Raw genomic sequence first — 23,880 nt, forward strand, 5'->3', positions numbered from 1 at the left:
TTATTTTAATTGTAAAAAATTGGTTTGTTTGACTTCTTCCATCACCACAAAGGTACGTGTATCATTCACACCGGGTAGGCGTAATAAGGTGGTGCCAAGTAATTTACGATAAGCGGACATATCCGCTACTCTGGTTTTAAGCAGATAGTCAAAATCGCCCGAGACCAGATAACATTCTTGAATATCATCCAATAATTGCACCGCATCATTAAATTCTTCAAATACATCTGGCTTGCCACGCACAAGCGTGATTTCCACAATCACTAACAATGGCGCCTCTAATAATTCGGGATTGAGCAAAGCACGATAGCCCATAATAACGCCTTGTTTTTCTAAACGTTTTACACGCTCTAAACAAGGTGTTGGCGAAAGTCCTACTTTCTTAGATAAATCAATATTGGAGATTTTGCCATTACGCTGTAATTCATCTAGAATTTTAATATCAATGGCATCAAAAGGCTTAACTAATTTTTTATCCATATAAAGCTCCCCATAAAAAGAATAAAATACTGTCAATTAACAGTGAATGTCTTAATATAACAGTAAATTAAATAAAATTCAGTAAAAAATAACGCACTTTATGCTTTTTATTTGGTTTAATCAATAAATGGCTAAAGATCTAATTAACATTTGACCGTTTTTTATGCTTTCTCTATAATGGCCTTTTTATTTTGGAGTGAAAAATGGTACCTATTGTTATAAAAACACATATTGTGTTTGCTTATTTAAGTTTATTTTTATTAGTGATTCGTGGTGCAATGCAACTGTCTGGCAAAGATTGGCGTGCGGTAAAACCGCTCAAAATTCTACCGCACTTATCTGATACCGTATTATTGGTCACGGCAGCTTTTTTCTTTATCAGCTTTGGCTTTTCCATTTGGAAACTAGTGAAACTCGCTTGCTTTGTGGGCTATGTGTTCTGTGCGTTTAAATTCTTTAGTAAGAAAATCCAACAGCCAAAACCCGTGTTCTTCGTGGGTGCTGTCTTGTGCCTACTCGGCGCCATGTTCTTAGGCTACGGTCACTAATATAACAAAACCGTACTTTTGTTCGGGAAATCCGATCAAAAGTGCGGTTATTTTTTTGCAGATTTTTTAACTTATCCACCGGCCAGTTTCACCACAAAGCCTTTTTGTTCCAACAGTTGTTTCAGCAAATCTCGTTTATCGCCTTGGATTTCAATATGTCCATCTTTCACGGATCCACCACAACCACAACGTTTCTTCAGTTCAGCTGTCATCTTTTTTAGATCATCATCTGATAAATCCAAGCCAGTAATCACACAAACGCCCGCCCCTTTACGGCCACTGGTTTGGCGTTGAATACGTACAACGCCATCCCCTTTTAGACGTTCAGCTTTAGGTTTATCCGCTTTAATCCGTCCGACTTCGGTGGAATAAACTAGCTCACTCATTACAAGTTTGCCAACGACGCATTAATAGCACGCAATACATCTGCCGGCTTATCTGCTTGGGTAATCGGGCGACCAATCACTAAATAATCCGCCCCCGCACCCACGGCCGCCGCAGGTGTCATGACTCGGCGTTGATCGCCAAATTCACTGCCCACAGGACGAATCCCCGGTGTCACTAATTTAAAATGCTCACCGCAGTTTTTGCGTAAAATTTCCACTTCTTGCGGTGAACAAACGACACCGTCTAAGCCTGCACGTTGAGTTAAATGGGCTAAACGAATCACTTGTTCTAACGGCGAGGCGTTAATCCCAATTTGTAACAGATCCAAATCTTCCATACTGGTTAATACGGTCACGCCGATTAATAAAGGTGCATCTTTGCCATAAGGTTCCAGAATATTTTTGGCCTCTTCCATCATACGCAAGCCACCACTGGCATGTAAATCCACCATCCACACACCTAAGTCAGCCGCTGAACGCACTGCTCGAGCCACGGTATTTGGAATATCGTGATATTTTAAATCTAAAAATACCTCAAACTTACGTTGATGTAATTGTTTCAAAAAATTGGTGCCTAAACTGGTAAACATTTCTTTACCTAATTTTAGACGACAAAGACTTGGATCAATTTGATCCACCAAGTTTAACGCATCGGATTCATTTTCATAATCTAATGCCACAATAATTTTGCTATCCATATTCATTTCCTTACTTGATGAGTTGAATGCTGTATTAATTTGGAAATTCAATGCCACGAATTGGCTTAACCTTTTCCCACTGGCGACAAGATGGGCAACACCACATTAACTTATGGCTTTGATAGCCACAGTTGGTGCAACGATAATCAAAACCTTGTTTAATATGTTCGCCGACCATTTTATGCAATAACACTAGACTATCTTTAGCACGCCCTGTTTCTGCATCATCAATTTGATATTGAATAAAACGATGAAATAAAAACATATTCGGATTGGTGCCAATTTTTTGATAGACTTTGCTTTGTGCGGTGGCACGGCTATCTTTTTGTTCGATCACATCCGCTAAAGCTAAATCCACGCTGGCATTTGCACTAAGTTGGCTCGCTCGCACTAAAAAGAGTTCAAAATTGTCCAGTAAACCTAATTGCTGATAGCAATCTTTGAGCTGAGGTAACACTTCCCCCACATAATCCGCATTTTGATTCAGCACATTTTCTAAAATTTTCACCGCACTTTTGAAATCGTTTTGCTGAATATACCATTTCCCCAACATCATGGACGCACGCACACAATTAGGCGATACAGCTAAGGCTTGCTCGAGTAAACCTTTCGGATTTTCTTTGCTGTCTGCCGGTAATAAATTCGCATACTCACAATAAAATTGTGCCAATTCAATATTATCCGTTTTAGGCTCAATTTTCGCTAATTTTTCCGCCACATTAATGGCTTTTTTCCATTCTTTGGTTTTTTGATAAATAATGGCTAATTGTTGCAATGCCCCACTGGCAAATTCAGGTTCATCCACCAACACAATATACAAATTTTCTGCCCGATCAAAAAAACCCACAGACATAAAATCTTTGGCTAATTGCTGTTTCGCTAATAATTTCTGCTCAAAAGAATAATTAGGGCTACGATCTAAGGCTTGATGAATACGTAAGGCCCGATCCACTTCACCACGAGAGCGAAATAAGTTGCCTAAGGTGAGTTCAGCTTCAAATTGGGAGCGGTGTTCAATATCGTTTTCGGTTTCTTGCTTTTGCAGCATTTCTAAAAACAAGTCCACCGCTTTTTCGGTTTGATTGGATAATAAAAAATTCATCCCTGTGACATAGTCTCGGGAGAATTTATTACTCACTTCTTCCTGATCTTTTTTGGCACTACGATGCCCCATATACCAACCATAAGCGGCGGCAATCGGCAAGAGCAGGAAAAGTAATTCAATCATGCTTATTCAGCCTTTTTCAGACTTGATGTCAACTCGTTAATTTGTTGAGTTTGGCGTTTAATTTGACGAGATAAAGCCATATTTTTGATTTTAATACGCAGATAAAAAATTCCCGTAATTAACCAGCCAAGAATTAAACCTAAACCAAATAATATCGCTACTAAAGTTGAAAGTTTAAACTCATTTTCAGCCACAATATAGTTAAAGGTAATCACTTGATCGTTATTCGCCCCTACCGTAATCGCAACCAAAATCACCGCAATCACGACCACCAATCCTAAAAGGTATTTAAACATGATACTTCCCCCTGATATAAATACTCGAGTTAAAAACGCATTCGCCTGTATTATGCCAAAAATCACTACAAAAAACGACACATAAATTGTGTCGTTTTAATATATTTACGCCGAGCAATCAAATTATTGATCAACACGCTCTTTTAATTCTTTACCCACTTTAAAGTGCGGTACACATTTTGCTTGTAATTTCACGCTTTCGCCCGTTTTTGGATTGCGTCCTACTCTTGGTTGACGGCAATGCAATGAAAAGCTACCAAAACCACGCACTTCAATACGATTACCATTTTCTAAGGTTTGCGAAAGCTGTTCTAAAATCTCTTTTACTGAATTTTCAACGGTTTTCACTGCAAGAGATGGGTGTTTTTCAATTAATGTGTCGATAAGTTCTGATTTGGTTGTCATAATTTATTCCTTGTTTTTGAGCCAATAAAACAACGTAATTATTCTAAATTAAAATACATACGTGGTTTTACTTTACGTAGCTTCGCTGTTCCTTTAGAAACGAAAAAGTGCGGTGCAAAATACTTAATTTTTTAATCACTGGCGTGCCTAGACACGCCAGTTTTATTTATGCGAATAAATTATTCGCCTTTCGCTTGTGCAAATGCGGCTGCCATTGCATTAGGAATAGCCACTTCTTCTTGTTTGCTATTCACGCTTGCTACGGCTGCAGCTTCTTCAGCTTGATCTTTCGCTTTCACAGATAAGTGAACGATACGAGATTTACGATCTACACCAGTGTATTTCGCTTCAACCACATCACCTGCTGCCACTTCGCTTGTTAAGTCTGCTGCACGGATATAGCCTTCAACGCCACCGGCTAATTCAACTTTGGCACCTTTGCTGTCAGCTTCAACAACAGTTGCTGATAATACAGCACCTTTTTTGTTGATTGCCACAAAGTTGTTGAACGGATCTTCTTCTAATTGTTTGATACCTAAAGAGATACGTTCTTTGGCTGAATCAACTTGTAACACAACGGCTGCGACTTCGTCACCTTTTTTGTATTGACGAACGGCTTCTTCACCTTGTACATTCCAAGAAATGTCAGATAAGTGAACTAAACCATCGATACCACCTTCAAGACCGATGAAGATACCGAAATCAGTGATAGATTTGATTTTACCTTCAACTTTGTCGCCTTTGTTGTGGGTTTCAGCAAATTGTAACCATGGGTTTGGTTTGCATTGTTTTAAGCCTAAAGAAATACGACGACGTTCTTCGTCAATTTCTAACACCATCACTTCAACCACATCTCCAAGGCTCACCACTTTAGATGGGTGAATGTTTTTGTTAGTCCAATCCATTTCTGAAACGTGAACTAAACCTTCAACACCGTCTAAAATCTCAACGAAACAGCCGTAATCAGTCAAGTTAGTCACTTTACCGGTTAATTTGCTGTTTACTGGGTGATTTTCAGCAATCGCCGCCCAAGGATCTTGACCTAATTGTTTTAAGCCTAAAGACACACGAGTACGATCTTTGTCGAATTTTAATACTTTAACGGTGATTTCATCACCTACATTCACGATTTCGCCTGGGTGTTTAACACGTTTCCAAGCCATATCTGTGATGTGTAATAAACCATCCACACCGCCTAAGTCAACAAATGCACCGTACTCAGTTAAGTTTTTAACTACACCTTTAACTTCTGCACCTTCGGCAAGATTCGCTAATACTTCATCACGATCTTGATTGCTTTCAGATTCAATAACCGCACGACGTGAAACAACAACGTTGTTGCGTTTTTGGTCTAATTTGATAACTTTGAATTCTACTTCTTTACCGAGTAAATGATCTGCATCACGAGTTGGACGAGTATCTACTAATGAACCTGGTAAGAACGCACGCACACCGTTTAATTCAACAGTGAAACCGCCTTTTACTTTACCATTCACTAAACCGATCACGCTAGCTTGAGCTTCGAATGCTTTTTCTAATTCGATCCAAGATTCGTGACGTACCGCTTTCTCACGAGAAAGTTTAGTTTCACCGTAACCGTCTTCAACTGCATCTAATGCAACGTTTACTACGTCGCCAATTTTAACCTCAACTTCACCTTGAGCGTTAGTGAACTCTTCAGCTGGAATACGTGCTTCAGATTTTAAACCAGCATCTACGTAAACAAAGCCTTTTTCGATAGCCACAACGTGACCTTTAACGATTGAGCCTAAACGAGTTTCAAGGTTATTTAATGATTCTTCAAAGAGTTGAGCGAAAGATTCTGACATAATTAATCTTCTTTAATAAGTTAATAACATCCACTTAAAATCCGTAACAAGTGGGGTTGATAATAAAAGTCTATCCGTCCTTGAATAAACCGAAAAAATGTATTTGAAATTAGCTTTTCACTTTCAGTGCAATGTAATCTAGGGCTTGCTGAATCACTTCATCAATGGACAATTCCGTACTGTCTAACAATAACGCATCATCCGCAGGTTTCAGTGGTGCAACCGCTCGATTTCTATCCCGAAAGTCACGATCTTGAATCTCGGCTAAAATCTGTGCAAAGTTACCATTAATTCCTTTATTTTGCAACTGTTTAAATCGTCTTTTTGCTCTTTCTTCGCTACTTGCGTCTAAAAATAGCTTCACTTGGGCATTGGGGAACACCACCGTCCCCATATCGCGTCCATCCGCAATCAAGCCCCCTTGTTGAGCAAAGTCTTGTTGCAACTGCAAAAGTGCGGTGCGAACTTGCGGAAAAATTGCCACTTTAGAAGCCGCTTCGGCGACTTCCTGCGTTCTAATCTGACCACTAACATTTTCGCCATTTAACAAAATACTCACTTCGCCATTCTCGGGTAAAAATTGGACATCCAAATGACGAGCCAAATCCGCTAATGCTAATTCGTCTGCTAAATCCACCGCACTTTTCAGGGCGGCCAATGCCGTGACACGATAAATCGCCCCACTGTCCAACAACGCAAAGCCCAATTTTTCCGCCAAGGCATAACAAAGCGTGCCTTTGCCTGCACCGCTTGGGCCATCGACCGTAATAATAATATTTTCCATCTTCACATTTCCTGTTTTATGTTTATTGGAATTATACCGTTGAGAAAGAAAATTTAATAGCTGAAAACACAGGTTAAAAATGATTTTTGTTATCTTGATTGAAAAATTTATTGTAGAATTATCCTTGTTAACACAACAATTAAAGGAAATTCCTATGGCTTTCAATCTCAAAAACCGTCATTTATTAAGTCTGGTTAACCATTCCACAGACGAAATCAAATTCTTGCTTAAACTCGCTCAAGATCTCAAAACTGCCAAATACACAGGCACAGAACAACCTCGCCTTAAAGGCAAAAATATTGCCTTAATTTTCGAAAAAACCTCTACTCGCACTCGCTGTGCTTTTGAAGTGGCAGCTCATGATCAAGGGGCGAATGTGACTTATATTGACCCTGTATCTTCGCAAATCGGGCATAAAGAAAGCATGAAAGATACCGCTAGAGTGTTAGGGCGAATGTATGATGCCATTGAGTACCGTGGTTTTAGCCAAGCCATTGTGAATGAATTGGCTGAATATGCAGGCGTGCCAGTTTTCAACGGTTTAACTGATGAATTTCACCCGACCCAAATGTTGGCGGATGCCTTAACCATGATTGAACATAATTCAAAACCGCTGAATGAGATTAGTTATGTGTATATTGGCGATGCTCGCAATAACATGGGCAATTCCCTGTTGTTAATCGGGGCAAAATTAGGCATGGATGTACGCATTTGTGCACCAAAAGCCTTGTTGCCTGAAGACAGCTTGGTTGAAATGTGTCAACAATTTGCACAACAATCTGGGGCGAGAATTACCGTAACAGAAAATATTGATTTAGCCGTGAAAGGCGTGGATTTTATTCACACCGATATTTGGGTGTCAATGGGCGAACCTGTGGAAAGCTGGGGCGAACGGATTAATTTATTGAAAGATTATCAAGTCAATCGCCAATTAATGCAACGCACTGGTAATCCAAAGGTGAAATTTATGCACTGTTTACCTGCGTTCCATAATTGTGAAACTAAAATCGGCAAAGAAATCGCTACTCAATATCCTGATTTTGCCAATGGCATTGAAGTCACCGAAGATGTGTTTGAATCCCCTGCCAGTATTGTGTTTGATCAAGCGGAAAATCGTATGCACACGATTAAAGCCGTGATGGTCGCCAGTTTGGGTTAATAAAGAAGACAAAAAAGCTCAAGGTTAATGCCTTGAGCTTTTTTCAAATAGGGTATTTATTTCACGATTTCAACTGGGCCGTGATCGTCACAATGATCGCCATGTTGATGATGTAAACGTCCGTCAACAATGTAATCTACGTGATCGCCATGTGGCACTGCTTCATGTCCACAACCTTCACCATGAACATGCTCACCACATTGGTGTTGATGATTACATTCATCTGGATTTTGTGCATTTACATCCAATGAATGCTCGTCATAATGTTCGCCATGAGCGTGGTGTAAATGACCGTCATGTAAATAATCAACATGATCGCCGTGTTTAATTGCGGTATGGCCGCAGTTTTCACCGTGGACGTGTTCGTGGTTTTGATGAATTTTACAACTCATTGTGTTCTCCTATGAGTAAAAATAAAAGTAAAGAAGAATAATTGCATAATGAGAAATTCGTTTAACATTAGCCCTATTGTTCTGGCGTATTGTAACAGAAGTTTCACCTATCTCAATCGATTTTCCGCTGTTTCTGGTTCTAAATCAAGTTTCGCCATCAATACTTGGTCGCCATCCTCTTCTGGGTTTTCAGTAACCAATAATTTATCGCCGTAGAAAATAGAATTTGCCCCTGCCATAAAGCACATGGCTTGCATTTCTTCGCTCATTCCCTGACGACCAGCGGACAATCGCACATAGCTTTGTGGCATGGTAATGCGAGCCACTGCAATCGTGCGGACAAATTCGCTCCAATCCAGCTCTTCTGCATCTTCTAACGGCGTACCTTCCACTTTTACCAACTGATTAATTGGTACGGATTCAGGTTGCGGATCTAAATTAGCCAAACTTGCGATCAAGCCTGCTCGCTCTTTGCGAGTTTCGTTCATACCCACAATACCGCCGCAACACACTTTCAAGCCTGCTTTACGTACTTTACCGAGCGTACTCATGCGGTCATCAAAACGGCGTGTGCCAATAATCTCGGAATAATGCTCAGGGGCAGTGTCAAGATTATGATTGTAGTAATCTAAGCCAGCTTGTTTTAAGTCTTCCGCCATGCCGTCTTCTAACATGCCAAAGGTGCCACAGGTTTCCAAACCTAAGGACTTCACTGCTTTAACAATTTCGGTAATTTTTGCCACATCTTTTGGCTTTGGTCCACGCCACGCTGCCCCCATACAAAAACGGCTTGCCCCACGAGATTTAGCGATTTTGGCTTTTTCTAAAATATCGGCAATATCTAATAAATCTTGTTTTTGCACACCCGTTTGATAGCGAGCAGATTGTGGACAATAATGACAATCTTCTGGGCAACCACCCGTCTTAATGGACATGAGGGTAGAAAGTTGAATCGCTTGCGGATTAAAGTTTTCACGGTGAATTTGAGCCGCTTTAAAAATCAGCTCTAAAAAAGGCGTTTCAAACAAGGCTTCCACTTTACACACTGACCAATATTCAGCGGTTTTATGGGGAGTAATAGAGTAAATTTGTAAAGGTTGCTTAATCATACTATAAATCCATTTTCAATTTGAATAACACGGTCAATTTTGCCAACCAATTCATTAGGTTGGTGTGTCACCATTAATAAGGTGATATTTTTTTCATCACTTAATTTCAGCAACAAATCCAACATTTCTTGACGTAATTGCGGATCAAGTGCGGAAAACGGTTCGTCCAATAATAATATCGGTTTATCTCGCAATAAACAACGGGCTAACGCCACTCTTTGCTTTTGCCCACCTGAAAGTGCGGTGGGTTTTCGTTGCAAAAATTCACTTAATCCTACCGCACTTGCTGCCTGTTCAACAAGTTGGACTTGTTGATTATTCAACTTTAAATTAGCTTTTAGCCCAAATGCAATATTTTGAAAAACTGTTAAATGGGGAAACACATTATTTTCTTGAAATAGCATGGAAACAGGACGTTGATAGGGTTCAGTGGTATTATGTTTTTCACCGTTTAAATAAATATCACCTGAATTTGCCATTTCAAACCCAGCAATTAAATTCAACAGCGTACTTTTGCCCGCACCACTTGCACCGACAATCGCCACTTTTTCGCCTTTAGCAATATGTAAATCAAATTGCATTGCCATGGTTTTGTATTGGAATTTTAGCTTGTTGAGTTTGATCATACCGCCTTACTCTTTTTCATATCGGTAAAAATAACAAACCCCTAGACAAATAGACAGGGGTTTGTGTATAATCTCTTTCGTGCTATGAGGCCGGTGAAGTGCCACTCTCAATAGCACTTCGCCTAGTCGCCTTAGTCGTATAGCACTAAGGAGGTGATTTATGTGAAAGTATCAGAAATTATTACTCTGATCCTACTAGCAATCTTGCTAGTTGGGGCAATTAGCTTAAAAATGTTAGCCACATTGGATATACTAATTGCAATTCTAACTAAATTAGCCTAACGGCTAGGAAGTAGACGGGACGGCTACCCGTCTACGACCTTTTTTATTATAAGACTTTCCTTTCACATTTCAAGTGGTTTCTTCTAATTCATCCGCCATTGCAGCTAAAATTTCTCGGGATAACAATGCCAATGCTTTATAAAACGGCAAACTTGCCTGCATTTCCACTTGGTTTAAAAACTGGCTGGCACAAGGTAATAAAAAGCGTTCAAATAATTCCTGTTGAGCATCGACTGAATCTAGGTTATCTTCAATCCAAGAAGCGGTTAAAAAAAGTAACCCAAAATGATCCGCACTTTCCACTTCTGGCATAGCTCGGGCTTGCCGAAATGCCACAAATTCTGCCACATCCACGCCATACGCCGAAATGGCAAGTTCAACTTTGGCAAAGAGTTTTTGATATTCTTGCTCCAACAACGTTAAATCCAAGGGGACTTGCAGGCTTTCAATGGCGGATTGGGTGGATTTATCGGTTTCCAATGCCCAAACTTGGCTTAATCCGCCCTGTTGCAACCAACCAAATACGCCAGCTAAAATCGGATCTGTTGGACAGCGATAAAATAAATTACCGAATAAACGGCTGATCAGTGAAAAGTTATTCAGATTTTCCATAATTTTTTCAAAACTCCGTAAATTTATACCGCACTTTAGCATATTTTTTGCTAAAATACCGCACCTTTTAACGGTTCACCTTGCGTGAGCTACTGACTTATACTCAGAGAAAATTTTATTATGACTTTCAAACCCGAATTACTTTCCCCTGCTGGCACGCTAAAAAACATGCGTTATGCCTTTGCTTACGGAGCAGATGCCGTTTATGCAGGACAACCTCGTTACAGTTTGCGTGTGCGGAATAACGAATTTAACCACGCCAATTTAAAAATTGCCATCGATGAAGCCCATTCGCTTGGCAAAAAATTCTATGTGGTGGTGAATATCGCCCCACATAATTCCAAATTAAAAACCTTTATTAAAGATTTAAAAGTGGTCGTGGATATGCAACCCGATGCGTTAATTATGTCCGATCCCGGTTTAATTATGATGGTGCGTGAGAATTTCCCTGATATGGATATTCATCTTTCCGTGCAAGCCAATGCGGTAAACTGGGCAACGGTGAAATTTTGGAAACAAATGGGATTAACTCGAGTGATCTTATCTCGTGAATTATCCCTTGATGAAATTGCCGAAATTCGCCAGCAAGTGCCTGATATGGAACTGGAAATTTTCGTACATGGAGCATTATGTATGGCGTATTCGGGGCGTTGTTTGCTGTCTGGCTACATCAATAAACGGGACCCGAATCAAGGTACTTGCACCAATGCTTGCCGTTGGGAATATAAAATGGAAGAAGGCACGCTTGACGAAGTGGGCAATATTGTAGAAAAAGAGGCAGTACAAAAATTTGAACCTGAAATTGAGGTAAAAAATGTCGCCCCAACTTTAGGCGAGGGCGGTCATACCGACAAGGTATTTTTATACACCGAACCGCACCGCCCTGATGAGCAAATGACCGCTTTTGAAGATGAACACGGCACCTATTTTATGAATTCCAAAGACTTGCGTGCCGTTCAACACGTTGAGCAATTAACCAAATTAGGCGTTCATTCCTTGAAAATCGAAGGACGGACAAAATCGTTCTATTACTGTGCCAGAACCGCTCAAGTGTATCGCAAAGCCATTGATGATGCTGCTGCGGGCAAACCGTTTGATGAGAGCCTGATGGATACCTTAGAAAGCCTTGCTCACCGTGGCTATACCGAGGGTTTCTTACGCCGACACACCCACGATGAATATCAAAATTATGAATACGGCTACTCCATTTCCGAACGTCAACAATTTGTCGGCGAATTTACGGGTAAACGTAATGATCAAGGCATGGCGGAAGTGGCGGTGAAAAATAAATTCTTAGTCGGCGATTCGGTAGAAATGATGACCCCGAAAGGTAATATTGTTTTCAAAATCGAACGTATGTTAAACCGCAAAAATGAACATGTTGAAGCCGGTCTTGGCGATGGGCATTTTGTATTTTTAGACGTACCAACGGATATTGAGTTGGAATATGGGTTGTTGATGCGGAATTTAAACGGCACCAATACACGTAATCCACATTAATATTTATAAAAAATGTCGCTTTTTCTACCTAGATAAAGCGACATTTTCTGCATGATAGTCTAATCCAATCCGACTAATTTCCAATAATTATGTGATACACCGTCAATTTTGCCCTGTTTCACGTTCTGAATATAATCAATCATCATATTTTGAATAGTACCAGCCTCTGAACCCATAGCGACTTTAGATTCCCAAAGTACAGGGATTTGTTGCCCTGCCCAGATACCGCCCTGTTTAATCAACTGACCATAGCGATAGGAATTCATCCCTAACTTAATTTTGGCGTCATCTGTAATCGCTTTACCATCAGCAAAGGTTAAGTTCGTGATTTTTTCACCACTTGGTTGACGTAAATCAACATGGTATTTCACACCACCGAAAATATCAAAGGTCACGTATTTTGATTTACCACGCACGTCATTATAACGGTAATCTTTATCGCCAGCTTGAATTGTATCAAAGTAATCCGCAGACCAATTCATATATTGTTTTAACTGTTTACCTGTGACTTCATATACGGTCACATCTCCCCCCGCATAACGGTAATTATAGATGATATCTTTTTTCTTAATATCGCCTTTATCCAAGCGCACCGTTTCATAATCATAAGCGAACGAAACGACATCGGCTTGGCTGTAATGTTTTTCTACATCGGTAATAAAGGATGACATGCCAGTATCTCGAGCAAATGCAATCGATACACCGTGATCTTTTCCTTGCGGAATCATATCGTTCGCCACTTCGCCAATTTTGACATTATTTAAACGGCGTAATTCATCGTGGTAAGGTTGATAAATTTGCTCAATCTTCGGATCCGCCTCAAGTGCTTTAACAGGAACGGTTTTGGCTACTTTGCTCAGTAATTTCACTTTGCCATCATCCGCCACATCAAATGATAAATCCACTTCTGACACGACTGTACCATAACGATGCGGTTCAGTAATTAGCGTATTTTTAATGGTTTCTGCTGGCACATTTTTGTGCATATGCCCTGCAATAATTACATCAATCCCCTCGACATTATTCACAAGATCAGCAACACCTGTATCAGGAATATTATTTTCATTTTCAATCCCCATATGAGCAAGAACGATAATCGCATCAACACCTTGTTTTTTTAATTCTGCAATTTGTGCTTTGGCTTCCTCCGTCGGAGAACTAAATTTCATCTTATCCAAATGCCCTGAATCTTTTTCAAAGGTTGCTGACATCGGTGTTGTTAAGCCAAGAATCCCTAATTTTACGCCCTCTTTCTCAATAATTGCATAGGGTTCAACATAGCGTTTCCCATCTTGATAATAGAAATTTGCGGTGAGAATTTTGGCTTCAATATCTTTCAGAATTTCATCTAACGCCGTCATCCCAAAATTAAATTCATGATTTCCTAAAACAAAAAAATCATACTTCATTGCATTCAATACTTTGGGTACGGGATTATCTTTGTAATATTGCTCCGTTTTAGCAAAGGTTTCCACTTGGTTATCTTGAATGGCATCACCAATATCAACCAATACAACATTTTTGTTATGTTTACGCACCTCGTTTACATAGGTTGAAATTTGTGCATAGGAGCCAGATTTATCCGCAACATCTGCCCCATAAGACCACGGCACAATGCGCCCATGTACATCAGATGTACCTAAAAATTTAATATTTACTTCTTTTGCCACTGCCATACTGGTTGCTGACAGTATAAATAATGTTGAAAGTAGTTTTTTCATCGTTATCCTTATAAATAGAGATTAAATAGCTCATTTTTTAGTTACTATATAAAAAACAAGCTGTTATACAAATTTTGTTATAGTCTCTTTCCAGCAACTTTCATCAAATAATAATTATGGTTTTCAGACAATAACATTCTTTCGCTTAAATATTTAAAGCGCTAGCTTAACCAATTTTTTATCACATCAATCACCTCAACTAAGCCTAGTGCAGATATAATACCCCCAAACCATGCGATTTTTTTATTTCTTAATTTGTCTAATATTTGTTCATTTTTCTGTTCTTTATAGCTTAAAATCTGATGTACTTGAGCTAATTGAGAGGTAATTTCTTTGTTTTTCTGTTCAAGATGATAGGCTTCTCGCACATCTTGCCAAGTTCGAAACGTTGCATAACGAGAAAATTCAATGGGATTATAAAAATAATAACTGGCATTAAATATTGACGCATCAGAATAAAGTTGATCTAATTCGCTCGTATTGTCTGATTTTGACAAAACATAAGAAAGTTCTTCATTAATTTGTTGTAAAGCATAATAATAGGCTAATCCTAACATAACCAAAAAGAGCTGACGACAAGATTGTTTCAAACTTTGTGGATATTTTTCTAATAAAGCCATGCCACGACCATCAATAATCCGCCATTCATTAGGTAGTTCTTTTAAACTTTCAGGTTTTAATGTTTCAGATCCTCGAATAAACCAAGAAATATTTTTAAGCAATTCTACATCGATCTGTTTAATTTCAGTTGCAATCACCACTTTACCCAAGCAAGGATATTTACATTCAGGTAACTGCTTTTTATTACCAAATAACTGAGTTTCAGAACAAAGCACTTTACTTTCTAATGTTTGAGAAAATCGACTTCCTTTAAAAAAAGTCACTTTCATATTAAAAAAATCTTCTGACTGCTCTATTAATGTAGAATCTTTCAAAATGGGATTTAAAAATGAAATATTCTCGCCACACAACATTAAATGCGGTTGGGGCGACAGAACTGTATTTTCTCGACTAATAGTTAAAAAATAAATATCTTTCATAACATCATTTCCTAATATAAAAATATCCCCTTATTCAAGAGGATATTGATCAATTAAAGGGATTCAATTTCTGCTTGCTGGCTCACCAACTTCGCAATACCCTCTTGATACCCTTGCATTTTCTCCCTTTCTTTCGCAATCACTTGCTCCGGCGCTTTTGCCACAAAGGCTTGGTTAGAAAGTTTGGCTTCAATGCGTGCGACTTCGCCGTTGAGTTTTTCAATCTCTTTGGCAAGACGGGCGAGTTCGGCTTCTTTGTTGATAAAGCCTGCCATCGGTACGAGCAATTCGGTTTTACCGACTAGTTTTGCTACCGATAATGGGGCTTTTTCACCGTCTGCTAACACTTTTACATCGTCCAACTTAGCTAAGGCTTTCAAAGTACGGTCATTTTTTTGCAAGGTTTTGCAATTTTCAGCGTCCACATTTCTGAGCAATAAATCCAACCCTTTACTCGGGGCGATGTTGCTTTCGGCACGGATATTACGCACTGCGACGATGATTTCTTTTAAGAACTCAATCTCTTTTTCGGCTTGTGCGTCAAGTTTGGTATCGTCTGCTTTCGGGAACGGTTGCAACATAATGGTTTCACCGCTCACGCCCGCAAAGCCTTTCACTTTTTGCCAAATTTCTTCGGTGATAAATGGCATAATCGGGTGAGCAAGGCGGAGTAATTGCTCAAGCACATTAACCAAGGTTTGGCTTGCACCACGTTTTTGAGCGTCCGTTCCATTTGCAAACACAGGTTTGGTGAGTTCCAAATACCAGTCGCAGAACTGATTCCAAGTGAAGTCGTAGATCGCATTAGCGACTAAGTCAAAACGGTATTGACTTAAAGCGGTGCGGAACTCGTTTACGGTGCGGTTAAACGTGGAAATAATCCAGCGATCCGCAACGGATAATTCTGTTTCACCTGCGGATAAATCAAGCTTATCATTCGTGAGAACAAAACGGCTGCCGTTCCACAGTTTATTGCAGAAATTGCGGTAGCCTTCAAGGCGTTTCATATCCCAGTTAATATCACGTCCGTTGCTTGCCAAGGCTGCCAAGGTGAAACGCAGTGCATCCGTGCCGTGTGGGGCAATGCCGTCTGCAAACTCTTTTTTGGTCGCTTTGGCGATTTTTTCCGCCAGTTGCGGCTGCATCATATTGCCAGTGCGTTTTTCAAGCAAATCTTCCAGAGAAATGCCGTCAATCATATCAATCGGGTCAAGCACGTTACCTTTAGATTTGGACATTTTTTGACCTTGTTCATCACGAATCAAGCCCGTAACGTACACGGTTTTGAACGGCACTTGCGGTTTGCCATTTTCGTCTTTGATAAAGTGCATTGTGAACATAATCATTCGTGCAACCCAGAAGAAAATGATGTCAAAGCCCGTAATCAACACGTCCGTTGGGTGATACATTCGCAACTCTTTGGTTTGCTCTGGCCAGCCAAGGGTTGAGAACGTCCACAAGCCCGATGAGAACCAGGTATCTAACACGTCTTCATCTTGTTTTAAGGCAAGATCCGCAGGTAGATTATGTTTCGCCCGCACTTCTTCTTCGTTGCGAGCCACATACACGTTGCCCGCTTCGTCATACCACGCAGGAATACGATGTCCCCACCAAAGTTGGCGAGAAATACACCAGTCCTGAATATCACGCATCCACGAGAAGTACAGGTTTTCATACTGTTTTGGCACGAATTGAATTTCACCGTCTTCTACCGCTTTAGTCGCCACTTCCGCCAACGGTTTCACGCTCACATACCACTGATCGGTCAGCATCGGCTCAATCGGCACACCACCACGGTCGCCATAAGGCACTTTCAAATCGTGCGGTTTGATCTCTTCTAAAAGACCGAGTGCTTCAAAATCGGCGACGACTTTTTTGCGTGCGGCAAAACGCTCTAAGCCTTGATAATCGGCAGGAATAAGTGCGGTGTAATTTTCCAAAATTTTTCCGTCTGAACCGACAATTTCCGCTTCTGTACGAATATCCGCATTCAAGGTCATCACATTGACCATCGGCAAATTATGGCGTTTGCCCACCTCGTAGTCGTTGAAGTCGTGGGCTGGGGTGATTTTCACACAACCTGTACCGAACTCACGATCCACATAATCGTCCGCCACAATCGGAATTTCACGGTTCGCTAACGGCAGAATTACCGATTTACCGATAAGCGATTGATAACGTTCGTCTTCAGGGTGAACCGCCACCGCTGTATCGCCGAGTACAGTTTCAGGGCGCGTGGTCGCCACCACCAAATAATCCTTGCCTTCAGCGGTTTTTGCCCCATTTGCCAACGGATAGCGGAAATGCCATAACGAGCCTTTGCTCTCTTTGTTTTCCACTTCCAAATCAGAAATGGCAGTATGCAATTTCGGATCCCAGTTCACAAGGCGTTTACCACGATAAATTAAGCCTTCTTCGTGTAGGCGAACGAAAACTTCTTTCACCGCATTAGACAGCCCATCGTCCATCGTAAAACGCTCACGAACCCAGTCGATCGAGTTGCCCAAACGCCGCATTTGCTGGCTGATCGTCCCACCCGAATAGGCTTTCCAGTCCCAAATTTTGTTGATAAAGGATTCACGCCCATAATCGTGGCGAGTTTTGCCTTCTTCCGCCGCAATCTTGCGTTCCACCACCATTTGGGTCGCAATACCTGCGTGGTCAGTACCCGTTTGCCACAGCGTATTATTGCCTTCCATACGGTTAAAACGGATCAGCGTATCCATTAAAGTTTGCTGGAAAGCATGTCCCATATGCAACGATCCTGTTACATTCGGCGGCGGAATCGCAATGCAGTAGCCTTGTTGGCTCTCATCTTCGCTTGGTTTAAAATACCCTTGCTCTTCCCAGTGGCGATACAAGGCTTGTTCTACCGCAGACGGCTCAAAGCGGTCTGCCATTTGAAGGTTTTGTGTCATTTAGTTTTCTCTTTAATTAAATTCTTCTATTACTCATTATTTTGAAATTCATTCCAAAAATCATTATCTATTTTCTTGATACTAAAACTTTTTTCTGTTTGAACACCTAACTCATATTCATAAATATATTTTGCCAGTTGCTTTCCATCAATTAATATAATCCTAGATTTTTGAATTTTCTGTGCGAATTCTTTGGCATCATTTGAAAATTGAGCGGTCGTAATAAAAACACCTTTAGTTGCATTTCCTTCAATACCGGATAATGCCCCGATAAAACTTTGAATATCTTGTCGGCTAATTGTTTTATCTCTTTGATAACGTTTTGCTTGAACGTATATTTGCTCAAAACCTAGTACATCACCTTTAATTCGAGCATCAATGCCACCATCACGACTAATTTGAGTTACTTCACCATCACCATACCCCATTTTTTGAAGTAATTGAGTAACGATATGTTCAAATGCAATAGGCGATTTAGACAAGACAACATCTAAAATATCATCATAAATTTGATTTCGTAATATTTTATACGAATTTTCCAACTGTTCTAATGGAGCAATTTGCGCCATTTCCAATGAAATCTCAATAGGATGTTCTGGCTTATCTAATTCTTCTACATTTTTAATTTTTTTCTTATAATTATCACTAATATATTTGGCTATCTCATCATTTGATTTATTTAAAAACGATATTCCCTTTTTGCTAACAATATAAGCTCTCTTATTATTTGTTTTTATAAAATCAATTAGTCCTGATTTGCTTAAATCATTTAATTTCCATAGAACAGTATTTTCAAAAATTTTTGCATTACTTACTTCATAGCGTTGAGATAGGAAATTCTCATCTAGTTTAAAATATAATGCAAGTTCATTTACTATGTCGTTAAGAAATAGATGAGTATTTCTATTTAGTACATTTAGAATAGGATTAAGTAACTCTTTTGTTTTTTGGTAACTCATATTAAATTCCTAGTTTATGGATTTCAAAATTTTTTCTAGATTATTTTAACTCTTTTAACGTTAACAATAACAATCTGCACAGGATCTTGATTAAATCCACGCAAAGTAGATTTGCCAGCACCATTCGTGCCACAGTAAAAAATCGCTAAATTAGTTTGCATATTCAATCACAACTTCTTTACCGTCAGGATAATGTCGCACAATATCGCCCTTTTCATTTTCAAAAGTCAGGATTTCGTGCTTTTTCTTCTCGTCCATCCACGCTTTCCATAAAATCAGCATATCGTTGTGTTTTTTTAGTAGTTCTTCTTTGGTCATTTTACTCCACCATCTCCATCTGCCACCCCATTTGCCGATATTGCTTATATCGCTCTCGTGCCACGGCTTTTTGTTCTTCGTCCACTGGCACAAAATCAATCACCTGATTAAACGCAGATACATAATCGGGAATCACCGATTGCAAATTAATCAATACATCTCGCCGTTGGGCGTTGCGTTTGCCGATCCAGCTGATTTCGATTGGTGTGGCGAAATTGGTGACTTCGCCTGATAAATTATGTGGCACAAATTGCTCGGGATCTCTTGCCCATAAGGCTTCGTCTAAATCTAAGGATTGTTGTTCGGTTTCACAAGCAATCAATACACGTTGTCCTTGTCGCCATAATTGAGCGGATAAATCACAAGCTAACGCCATCTCGCCTGACAGGGTATTTGGCGATGACGTTGGTTTGATGAGATAAAATTTAGCGATTTTCGGCATTGGCAATCTTGTTTTTACATTGGAATTAAACGTCTAATTCTAACGAAAAAATGCTAATAAATAAAGGTTTTTACTTGTACTTCGTGGAAAATCGCAATAGACTATCGCACATTTCAACAATCTCTTATTTGAATTATGCTGGTATCCGATTTTTATTTTGATTTGCCTGATGAGTTAATTGCTCGTTACCCCACCCCAAACCGTACGGCAAGCCGTTTGTTACAATTAAACGGTGAAAATGGGGAAATTTCGCACCGCACTTTTGCGGATGTATTGGATTTAGTCAACGCTGGCGATCTGTTAGTTTTTAACAATACTCGGGTTATCCCTGCTCGCATGTTTGGACGTAAAGCCAGTGGGGGAAAATTGGAAGTGTTGGTGGAACGTGTGTTGAGTGAAACCACGTTTTTAGCCCATGTTCGAGCTAGTAAAGCACCCAAAGACGGAACTGTGTTGATTTTGGGTGAAGATAAATTGGGTAAAAATCAGGGCGTTCAAGTGAACATGCTCGGGCGTCAAGGGGCGTTGTTTGAGCTAGAAATTGCGGAAAAAAATACCGCAGTTTTAGATGTTCTCAACCAAATTGGGCATATGCCATTGCCGCCTTATATTGATCGTCCTGATGAAAATGCGGACAAAGAGCGTTATCAGACGGTATATAATAAAGTCCCCGGTGCGGTGGCAGCACCCACTGCTGGCTTGCATTTTGATGATGAATTATTGGCAAAATTAAAGGCCAAAGGGGTCAATTTTGCCTTTGTGACGTTGCACGTCGGGGCGGGGACGTTTCAGCCTGTTCGGGTGGAAAATATTGAAGATCATCATATGCACGCTGAATATGTGGAAGTGCCGCAAGAGGTGGTAGATGCCGTGTTAGCCACGAAAGCCAATGGTAAGCGTGTGATTGCGGTGGGGACAACTTCCGTGCGTTCGTTGGAAAGCGCAGCGTTATTTGCGGAAGAAAAAGGTTGTTCGCAGATTATTGCGCCGTATTTTTCTGATACGTCGATTTTTATTTACCCAGGGAAGAAATTTCGGGTGGTGGATAGTTTGATTACGAATTTTCATTTGCCGGAAAGTACGTTGATTATGTTGGTGTCGGCGTTTGCGGGGTATGAGAATGTGATGAATGCGTATAAGATGGCGGTGGAAAATCGGTATCGGTTTTTTAGTTATGGGGATGCGATGTTTATCACGAAGAATAATGATATTGGGACGTTAAAATAGAATTTTTTTAATGTTCAAATCGGGTTTCGCCCGATGGGCGATCGTACTTTCTTTTGCTTGTGCAAAAGAAAGTAGGCAAAGAAAAGCACACCCCAACTTTGCCTTGTTTCCTGAAAATACTTTAATTTGCTTAACGGAAAATGGCTGAACTCGCTACGCTCAGACAGACGCCATTTTCCTACAAATTAAAGTATTTTCAGGCGGCAAACATGGGGACCCCATGGGAGAAATTATAAAGTGCGGTGGAAAAATTGAGGAATACCTAGTACTTGCGTACTAGGTTAAGCATGGTAACACTACTCCGTAGCTTAAAAAACATCTATTTTTTAACCGCACTTTTGTTACGCTCGGTCAAAAATTGGGGCCCCGTCTGAACCGCCTGAGCGTTTTGGTATTTTTAGCTAAATTTTGCATGTCTGAGCGAAGCGAGTTCAAAATTTAGCGTAAAGAAAATACCAAATAAGCTCAGAAAAGCGGTGAAGTCGGGGTGTGTTTCTTTTTGCTTACTTTTTCTTTGCACAAGCAAAGAAAAAGTAAGTCGCCATCGGCGAAATCCGATATTAACAAAACACAACTTTATAAAAAAAAACAATTTTAAACAAAAATCACCATCGAACTGTTTATTCGAAAAGGAAAACTATGAAATTTAACTTAAAAAAAACAAACGGCACTGCCCGCCGTGGCGAAATGACGTTTAACCGTCCAAGCGGCGAATTCACCGTCCAAACCCCCGCTTTTATGCCCGTCGGCACCTACGGCACGGTAAAGGGTATGACCCCAGAAGAAGTCCGTGCCACCGGTGCAGAAATTTTACTCGGTAACACCTTTCATCTCTGGTTACGCCCAGGGCAGGAAGTCATGCGTAAACACGGCGATCTTCATGATTTTATGCAATGGCATAGACCAATTTTAACCGATAGCGGTGGTTTCCAAGTATTCAGTTTAGGCAAACTTCGCAAAATCAAAGAAGAAGGCGTGCATTTCCAAAATCCGATCAGCGGTGAAAAGATCTTTTTATCGCCTGAAAAATCCATGGAAATTCAATACGATCTCGGATCCGATATTGTGATGATTTTTGATGAATGTACACCTTATCCTGCCACCTTTGATTATGCTAAAAACTCCATGGAAATGTCGTTACGTTGGGCGAAACGCAGCCGTCAACGCTTTGATGAATTGGAAAACAAAAATGCCTTATTTGGTATTGTGCAAGGCGGTACTTTTGAAGAATTACGTAAAATTTCCGTGGACGGTTTAGTCAACATTGGTTTTGACGGCTATGCGGTAGGCGGTTTAGCCGTGGGTGAACCAAAAGAAGAAATGCACCGTATTTTGGAATTTGTCAATCCATTGTTGCCACAAGATAAACCGCGTTATTTAATGGGCGTGGGTAAACCTGAAGATTTAGTCGAGGGTGTTCGTCGTGGGATTGATATGTTTGATTGCGTCATGCCGACCCGCAACGCTCGGAATGGGCATTTGTTTGTATCAAACGGCATTGTGAAAATTCGTAATGCCAAATATCGTGATGATACCACCACGCTCGATCCTGAATGTGATTGCTATACGTGCAAGCATTACACCAAATCCTATTTATATCATTTGGATAAGTGCGGTGAAATTTTGGGGGCAAGACTGAATACCATTCATAATTTACGTTATTATCAACGTTTAATGGAGCAAATCCGCACCGCCATTGAACAAGATCGTTTTGAGGATTTTGTGCTGGAATTTTATGCTAAAATCGGCAAAGAGGTGCCACCGTTACAAAGAGAAAAACAACATGATTAATTTAGAACCACAACAATTTGTCAGTTGGGAACAGCCTATTGAAATGTTATATGCTTGTCATGGACGAGTGAAAAATTTCTGTTCACAACTGAAAATTTTGCCCGATTATTTAGCAAAAAATGGGGTAAATCAAGCGGTCAAAAATGATGTGCAGCAGATTTTAAATTATTTTAATATCGCCGCACCGTTACATCATGATGATGAAGAAAACGATTTTTTCCCTGTGGTGGCAAAATATCACGCTCACTCACAACAAACCATTGATGAATTAGAACGTCAGCATTTTATTTTGCATGATAATTGGCATAAGTTGTCTCTTCAATTAACCGAACTGATTCAAGATAAGCGAGATCATATTGATGCCGAATTGATTGCCAATTTTATTGCCGGTTATGATGTGCATATTGCCTTGGAAGAACCTTTATTTGCTTTAGGCAAAGACTGTATTTCTGAGACTGAATTGGAAAGTATGGGAAAAGTGATGGCAGCTCGCCGTCAGCTGTAAATGGATTATCAATTAGATTTACGTCAATATGGCTGTCCATTACCTTTATTAATGGCGAAAAAAGCCCTTGATAATTTACCGAACAACACCATATTAACCATAATGCTAAATGAACAAAGTGCGGTGCAAGATTTTGAACTTTTATGCCAACAACAAGGTTATCAGTTGATTTCTTGGCAAAAATTCACCGCACTTGATTGGCAAATCATCATTCGGAAAGGTTAGCACACTAGCTTTTCCCTTGATCTTATGCTATTTTATGCACCTTATTTTTATTACATTTATCAACAAAAAAGGAAAACAACATGGACGCACAACAAGGCAGCCCGATGTCAATGATTATTATCTTTGCGATTTTCGGTTTAATCTTCTATTTTATGATTTACCGCCCACAAGCAAAACGTAATAAAGAACATAAGGCCTTAATGGAATCCTTAGCAAAAGGGTCTGAAATCTTAACCTCTGGTGGCTTGATCGGTAAAATTACCAAATTATCTGAAAATTCCGATGAAGTGGTGATTGCCTTAAACCCAACCAATGAAGTCACCATTAAACGTAGCTTTATTGTGGCTGTGTTACCAAAAGGTTCAATCAAATCTATTTAATTTCATAAAAAAGGTATTAA

26 protein-coding genes are annotated in these 23,880 nt (G+C 39.9%); 8 read left to right on the top strand and 18 right to left on the bottom strand.

Going from position 1 to position 23,880, the window contains the following annotated elements:
- A complete protein-coding gene (gene lrp, locus ACTG7Q_RS02865) occupies positions 1-480 on the bottom strand; it encodes a leucine-responsive transcriptional regulator Lrp (protein WP_386686649.1) in 480 nt (159 codons plus the stop codon).
- Positions 481-683: 203 nt separating this feature from the next.
- Here lrp and ACTG7Q_RS02870 point away from each other — a divergent pair, with 203 nt between their 5' ends.
- Positions 684-1,028: a SirB2 family protein gene (locus ACTG7Q_RS02870; protein WP_439240695.1), complete on the top strand. Its 345-nt coding sequence runs from the start codon at positions 684-686 to the stop codon at positions 1,026-1,028.
- A 71-nt stretch (positions 1,029-1,099) separates the two neighbouring features.
- Here ACTG7Q_RS02870 and yciH read toward each other — a convergent pair whose 3' ends face one another.
- From yciH to cmk, 7 genes are all read right to left on the bottom strand, one after another.
- Positions 1,100-1,414 carry a stress response translation initiation inhibitor YciH gene (gene yciH, locus ACTG7Q_RS02875; RefSeq protein WP_439240697.1) on the bottom strand — a complete coding sequence of 105 codons (315 nt, stop codon included), beginning with the start codon at positions 1,412-1,414 and terminating at the stop codon, positions 1,100-1,102.
- Complete coding sequence (gene pyrF / locus ACTG7Q_RS02880) at positions 1,414-2,112, bottom strand: orotidine-5'-phosphate decarboxylase (RefSeq protein WP_439240699.1); 699 nt, start codon at positions 2,110-2,112, stop codon at positions 1,414-1,416. The genes yciH and pyrF overlap by 1 nt, the downstream gene beginning before the upstream one ends.
- Positions 2,113-2,146: 34 nt before the next feature.
- A complete protein-coding gene (gene lapB, locus ACTG7Q_RS02885; RefSeq protein WP_439240701.1) occupies positions 2,147-3,340 on the bottom strand; it encodes a lipopolysaccharide assembly protein LapB in 1,194 nt (397 codons plus the stop codon).
- A gap of 2 nt (positions 3,341-3,342) precedes the next feature.
- Positions 3,343-3,636 carry a LapA family protein gene (locus ACTG7Q_RS02890; protein WP_439240704.1) on the bottom strand — a complete coding sequence of 98 codons (294 nt, stop codon included), beginning with the start codon at positions 3,634-3,636 and terminating at the stop codon, positions 3,343-3,345.
- 123 nt (positions 3,637-3,759) lie between these two features.
- A complete protein-coding gene (locus tag ACTG7Q_RS02895; protein WP_439240707.1) occupies positions 3,760-4,041 on the bottom strand; it encodes an integration host factor subunit beta in 282 nt (93 codons plus the stop codon).
- A 179-nt stretch (positions 4,042-4,220) separates the two neighbouring features.
- Positions 4,221-5,870 carry a 30S ribosomal protein S1 gene (gene rpsA, locus ACTG7Q_RS02900; RefSeq protein ID WP_439240709.1) on the bottom strand — a complete coding sequence of 550 codons (1,650 nt, stop codon included), beginning with the start codon at positions 5,868-5,870 and terminating at the stop codon, positions 4,221-4,223.
- Positions 5,871-5,979: 109 nt separating this feature from the next.
- Complete coding sequence (gene cmk / locus ACTG7Q_RS02905) at positions 5,980-6,654, bottom strand: (d)CMP kinase (RefSeq protein WP_439240712.1); 675 nt, start codon at positions 6,652-6,654, stop codon at positions 5,980-5,982.
- A gap of 154 nt (positions 6,655-6,808) precedes the next feature.
- Here cmk and ACTG7Q_RS02910 point away from each other — a divergent pair, with 154 nt between their 5' ends.
- Positions 6,809-7,813, top strand: coding sequence for an ornithine carbamoyltransferase (locus ACTG7Q_RS02910; RefSeq protein ID WP_439240714.1), 1,005 nt, complete (start codon positions 6,809-6,811; stop codon positions 7,811-7,813).
- A gap of 56 nt (positions 7,814-7,869) precedes the next feature.
- Here the strand turns inward: ACTG7Q_RS02910 and ACTG7Q_RS02915 are convergent, their stop codons facing one another.
- From ACTG7Q_RS02915 to ACTG7Q_RS02930, 4 genes are all read right to left on the bottom strand, one after another.
- Positions 7,870-8,205: a hypothetical protein gene (locus tag ACTG7Q_RS02915; RefSeq protein ID WP_439240716.1), complete on the bottom strand. Its 336-nt coding sequence runs from the start codon at positions 8,203-8,205 to the stop codon at positions 7,870-7,872.
- Between the two features lie 107 nt (positions 8,206-8,312).
- Entirely contained in the window at positions 8,313-9,314 is a 1,002-nt protein-coding gene (bioB, locus tag ACTG7Q_RS02920; protein ID WP_439240718.1) for a biotin synthase BioB, read from the bottom strand.
- On the bottom strand, positions 9,311-9,940 hold the full coding sequence (thiQ, locus tag ACTG7Q_RS02925) for a thiamine ABC transporter ATP-binding protein (RefSeq protein WP_439240720.1): 630 nt from the start codon (positions 9,938-9,940) through the stop codon (positions 9,311-9,313). Before thiQ ends, bioB begins: the two co-directional genes overlap by 4 nt.
- Before the next feature lie 351 nt (positions 9,941-10,291).
- Positions 10,292-10,834 carry a TorD/DmsD family molecular chaperone gene (locus ACTG7Q_RS02930; protein ID WP_439240722.1) on the bottom strand — a complete coding sequence of 181 codons (543 nt, stop codon included), beginning with the start codon at positions 10,832-10,834 and terminating at the stop codon, positions 10,292-10,294.
- A gap of 120 nt (positions 10,835-10,954) precedes the next feature.
- Between ACTG7Q_RS02930 and trhP the strand changes: the two genes are divergently transcribed.
- Positions 10,955-12,334: a prephenate-dependent tRNA uridine(34) hydroxylase TrhP gene (gene trhP / locus ACTG7Q_RS02935; RefSeq protein WP_439240724.1), complete on the top strand. Its 1,380-nt coding sequence runs from the start codon at positions 10,955-10,957 to the stop codon at positions 12,332-12,334.
- Positions 12,335-12,393: 59 nt separating this feature from the next.
- Here the strand turns inward: trhP and ACTG7Q_RS02940 are convergent, their stop codons facing one another.
- From ACTG7Q_RS02940 to ACTG7Q_RS02965, 6 genes are all read right to left on the bottom strand, one after another.
- Positions 12,394-14,055, bottom strand: a complete 1,662-nt coding sequence (locus ACTG7Q_RS02940; protein WP_439240726.1) for a bifunctional metallophosphatase/5'-nucleotidase — start codon at positions 14,053-14,055, stop codon at positions 12,394-12,396.
- A gap of 161 nt (positions 14,056-14,216) precedes the next feature.
- A complete protein-coding gene (locus ACTG7Q_RS02945; RefSeq protein ID WP_439240728.1) occupies positions 14,217-15,095 on the bottom strand; it encodes a hypothetical protein in 879 nt (292 codons plus the stop codon).
- A 53-nt stretch (positions 15,096-15,148) separates the two neighbouring features.
- Entirely contained in the window at positions 15,149-18,013 is a 2,865-nt protein-coding gene (locus ACTG7Q_RS02950; protein ID WP_439240730.1) for a valine--tRNA ligase, read from the bottom strand.
- A 29-nt stretch (positions 18,014-18,042) separates the two neighbouring features.
- Positions 18,043-18,972 carry a restriction endonuclease gene (locus ACTG7Q_RS02955; RefSeq protein WP_132302347.1) on the bottom strand — a complete coding sequence of 310 codons (930 nt, stop codon included), beginning with the start codon at positions 18,970-18,972 and terminating at the stop codon, positions 18,043-18,045.
- Positions 18,973-19,122: 150 nt separating this feature from the next.
- Positions 19,123-19,290 (bottom strand): hypothetical protein, encoded by a 168-nt coding sequence (locus ACTG7Q_RS02960; protein ID WP_439240733.1) that lies wholly within the window; start codon positions 19,288-19,290, stop codon positions 19,123-19,125.
- 1 nt (position 19,291) lies between these two features.
- Positions 19,292-19,732, bottom strand: coding sequence for a DNA polymerase III subunit chi (locus ACTG7Q_RS02965; RefSeq protein WP_439240735.1), 441 nt, complete (start codon positions 19,730-19,732; stop codon positions 19,292-19,294).
- A 135-nt stretch (positions 19,733-19,867) separates the two neighbouring features.
- Here ACTG7Q_RS02965 and queA point away from each other — a divergent pair, with 135 nt between their 5' ends.
- The 5 genes from queA (at position 19,868) to yajC (ending at position 23,860) form a co-directional block, all read left to right on the top strand.
- Positions 19,868-20,959 (top strand): tRNA preQ1(34) S-adenosylmethionine ribosyltransferase-isomerase QueA, encoded by a 1,092-nt coding sequence (queA, locus tag ACTG7Q_RS02970; protein WP_439240737.1) that lies wholly within the window; start codon positions 19,868-19,870, stop codon positions 20,957-20,959.
- Positions 20,960-21,598: 639 nt separating this feature from the next.
- Positions 21,599-22,750, top strand: coding sequence for a tRNA guanosine(34) transglycosylase Tgt (gene tgt / locus ACTG7Q_RS02975; RefSeq protein WP_439240739.1), 1,152 nt, complete (start codon positions 21,599-21,601; stop codon positions 22,748-22,750).
- Positions 22,743-23,255, top strand: coding sequence for a hemerythrin domain-containing protein (locus ACTG7Q_RS02980; protein WP_439240741.1), 513 nt, complete (start codon positions 22,743-22,745; stop codon positions 23,253-23,255). The genes tgt and ACTG7Q_RS02980 overlap by 8 nt, the downstream gene beginning before the upstream one ends.
- Positions 23,256-23,480, top strand: coding sequence for a sulfurtransferase TusA family protein (locus ACTG7Q_RS02985; protein WP_439240743.1), 225 nt, complete (start codon positions 23,256-23,258; stop codon positions 23,478-23,480). It begins immediately after the preceding gene.
- 80 nt (positions 23,481-23,560) lie between these two features.
- Positions 23,561-23,860 carry a preprotein translocase subunit YajC gene (yajC, locus tag ACTG7Q_RS02990; protein ID WP_439240745.1) on the top strand — a complete coding sequence of 100 codons (300 nt, stop codon included), beginning with the start codon at positions 23,561-23,563 and terminating at the stop codon, positions 23,858-23,860.
- Positions 23,861-23,880: the final 20 nt, after the last annotated feature.

The sequence above is a fragment of the Lonepinella sp. BR2474 genome, from assembly GCF_051851555.1.
Taxonomy (GTDB): domain Bacteria; phylum Pseudomonadota; class Gammaproteobacteria; order Enterobacterales; family Pasteurellaceae; genus Lonepinella.

Coding starts and splice junctions, on each gene's coding strand:
- ACTG7Q_RS02940 (WP_439240726.1), bottom strand. CDS start 14,055: ATGAAAAAACTACTTTCAACATTATTTATACTGTCAGCAACCAGTATG.
- ACTG7Q_RS02985 (WP_439240743.1), top strand. CDS start 23,256: ATGGATTATCAATTAGATTTACGTCAATATGGCTGTCCATTACCTTTA.
- ACTG7Q_RS02980 (WP_439240741.1), top strand. CDS start 22,743: ATGATTAATTTAGAACCACAACAATTTGTCAGTTGGGAACAGCCTATT.
- ACTG7Q_RS02945 (WP_439240728.1), bottom strand. CDS start 15,095: ATGAAAGATATTTATTTTTTAACTATTAGTCGAGAAAATACAGTTCTG.
- ACTG7Q_RS02890 (WP_439240704.1), bottom strand. CDS start 3,636: ATGTTTAAATACCTTTTAGGATTGGTGGTCGTGATTGCGGTGATTTTG.
- trhP (WP_439240724.1), top strand. CDS start 10,955: ATGACTTTCAAACCCGAATTACTTTCCCCTGCTGGCACGCTAAAAAAC.
- lrp (WP_386686649.1), bottom strand. CDS start 480: ATGGATAAAAAATTAGTTAAGCCTTTTGATGCCATTGATATTAAAATT.
- ACTG7Q_RS02915 (WP_439240716.1), bottom strand. CDS start 8,205: ATGAGTTGTAAAATTCATCAAAACCACGAACACGTCCACGGTGAAAAC.
- ACTG7Q_RS02870 (WP_439240695.1), top strand. CDS start 684: ATGGTACCTATTGTTATAAAAACACATATTGTGTTTGCTTATTTAAGT.
- yciH (WP_439240697.1), bottom strand. CDS start 1,414: ATGAGTGAGCTAGTTTATTCCACCGAAGTCGGACGGATTAAAGCGGAT.
- ACTG7Q_RS02910 (WP_439240714.1), top strand. CDS start 6,809: ATGGCTTTCAATCTCAAAAACCGTCATTTATTAAGTCTGGTTAACCAT.
- cmk (WP_439240712.1), bottom strand. CDS start 6,654: ATGGAAAATATTATTATTACGGTCGATGGCCCAAGCGGTGCAGGCAAA.
- ACTG7Q_RS02930 (WP_439240722.1), bottom strand. CDS start 10,834: ATGGAAAATCTGAATAACTTTTCACTGATCAGCCGTTTATTCGGTAAT.
- ACTG7Q_RS02950 (WP_439240730.1), bottom strand. CDS start 18,013: ATGACACAAAACCTTCAAATGGCAGACCGCTTTGAGCCGTCTGCGGTA.
- yajC (WP_439240745.1), top strand. CDS start 23,561: ATGGACGCACAACAAGGCAGCCCGATGTCAATGATTATTATCTTTGCG.
- ACTG7Q_RS02960 (WP_439240733.1), bottom strand. CDS start 19,290: ATGACCAAAGAAGAACTACTAAAAAAACACAACGATATGCTGATTTTA.
- thiQ (WP_439240720.1), bottom strand. CDS start 9,940: ATGATCAAACTCAACAAGCTAAAATTCCAATACAAAACCATGGCAATG.
- ACTG7Q_RS02965 (WP_439240735.1), bottom strand. CDS start 19,732: ATGCCGAAAATCGCTAAATTTTATCTCATCAAACCAACGTCATCGCCA.
- rpsA (WP_439240709.1), bottom strand. CDS start 5,870: ATGTCAGAATCTTTCGCTCAACTCTTTGAAGAATCATTAAATAACCTT.
- lapB (WP_439240701.1), bottom strand. CDS start 3,340: ATGATTGAATTACTTTTCCTGCTCTTGCCGATTGCCGCCGCTTATGGT.
- ACTG7Q_RS02895 (WP_439240707.1), bottom strand. CDS start 4,041: ATGACAACCAAATCAGAACTTATCGACACATTAATTGAAAAACACCCA.
- ACTG7Q_RS02955 (WP_132302347.1), bottom strand. CDS start 18,972: ATGAGTTACCAAAAAACAAAAGAGTTACTTAATCCTATTCTAAATGTA.
- tgt (WP_439240739.1), top strand. CDS start 21,599: ATGAAATTTAACTTAAAAAAAACAAACGGCACTGCCCGCCGTGGCGAA.
- bioB (WP_439240718.1), bottom strand. CDS start 9,314: ATGATTAAGCAACCTTTACAAATTTACTCTATTACTCCCCATAAAACC.
- queA (WP_439240737.1), top strand. CDS start 19,868: ATGCTGGTATCCGATTTTTATTTTGATTTGCCTGATGAGTTAATTGCT.
- pyrF (WP_439240699.1), bottom strand. CDS start 2,112: ATGGATAGCAAAATTATTGTGGCATTAGATTATGAAAATGAATCCGAT.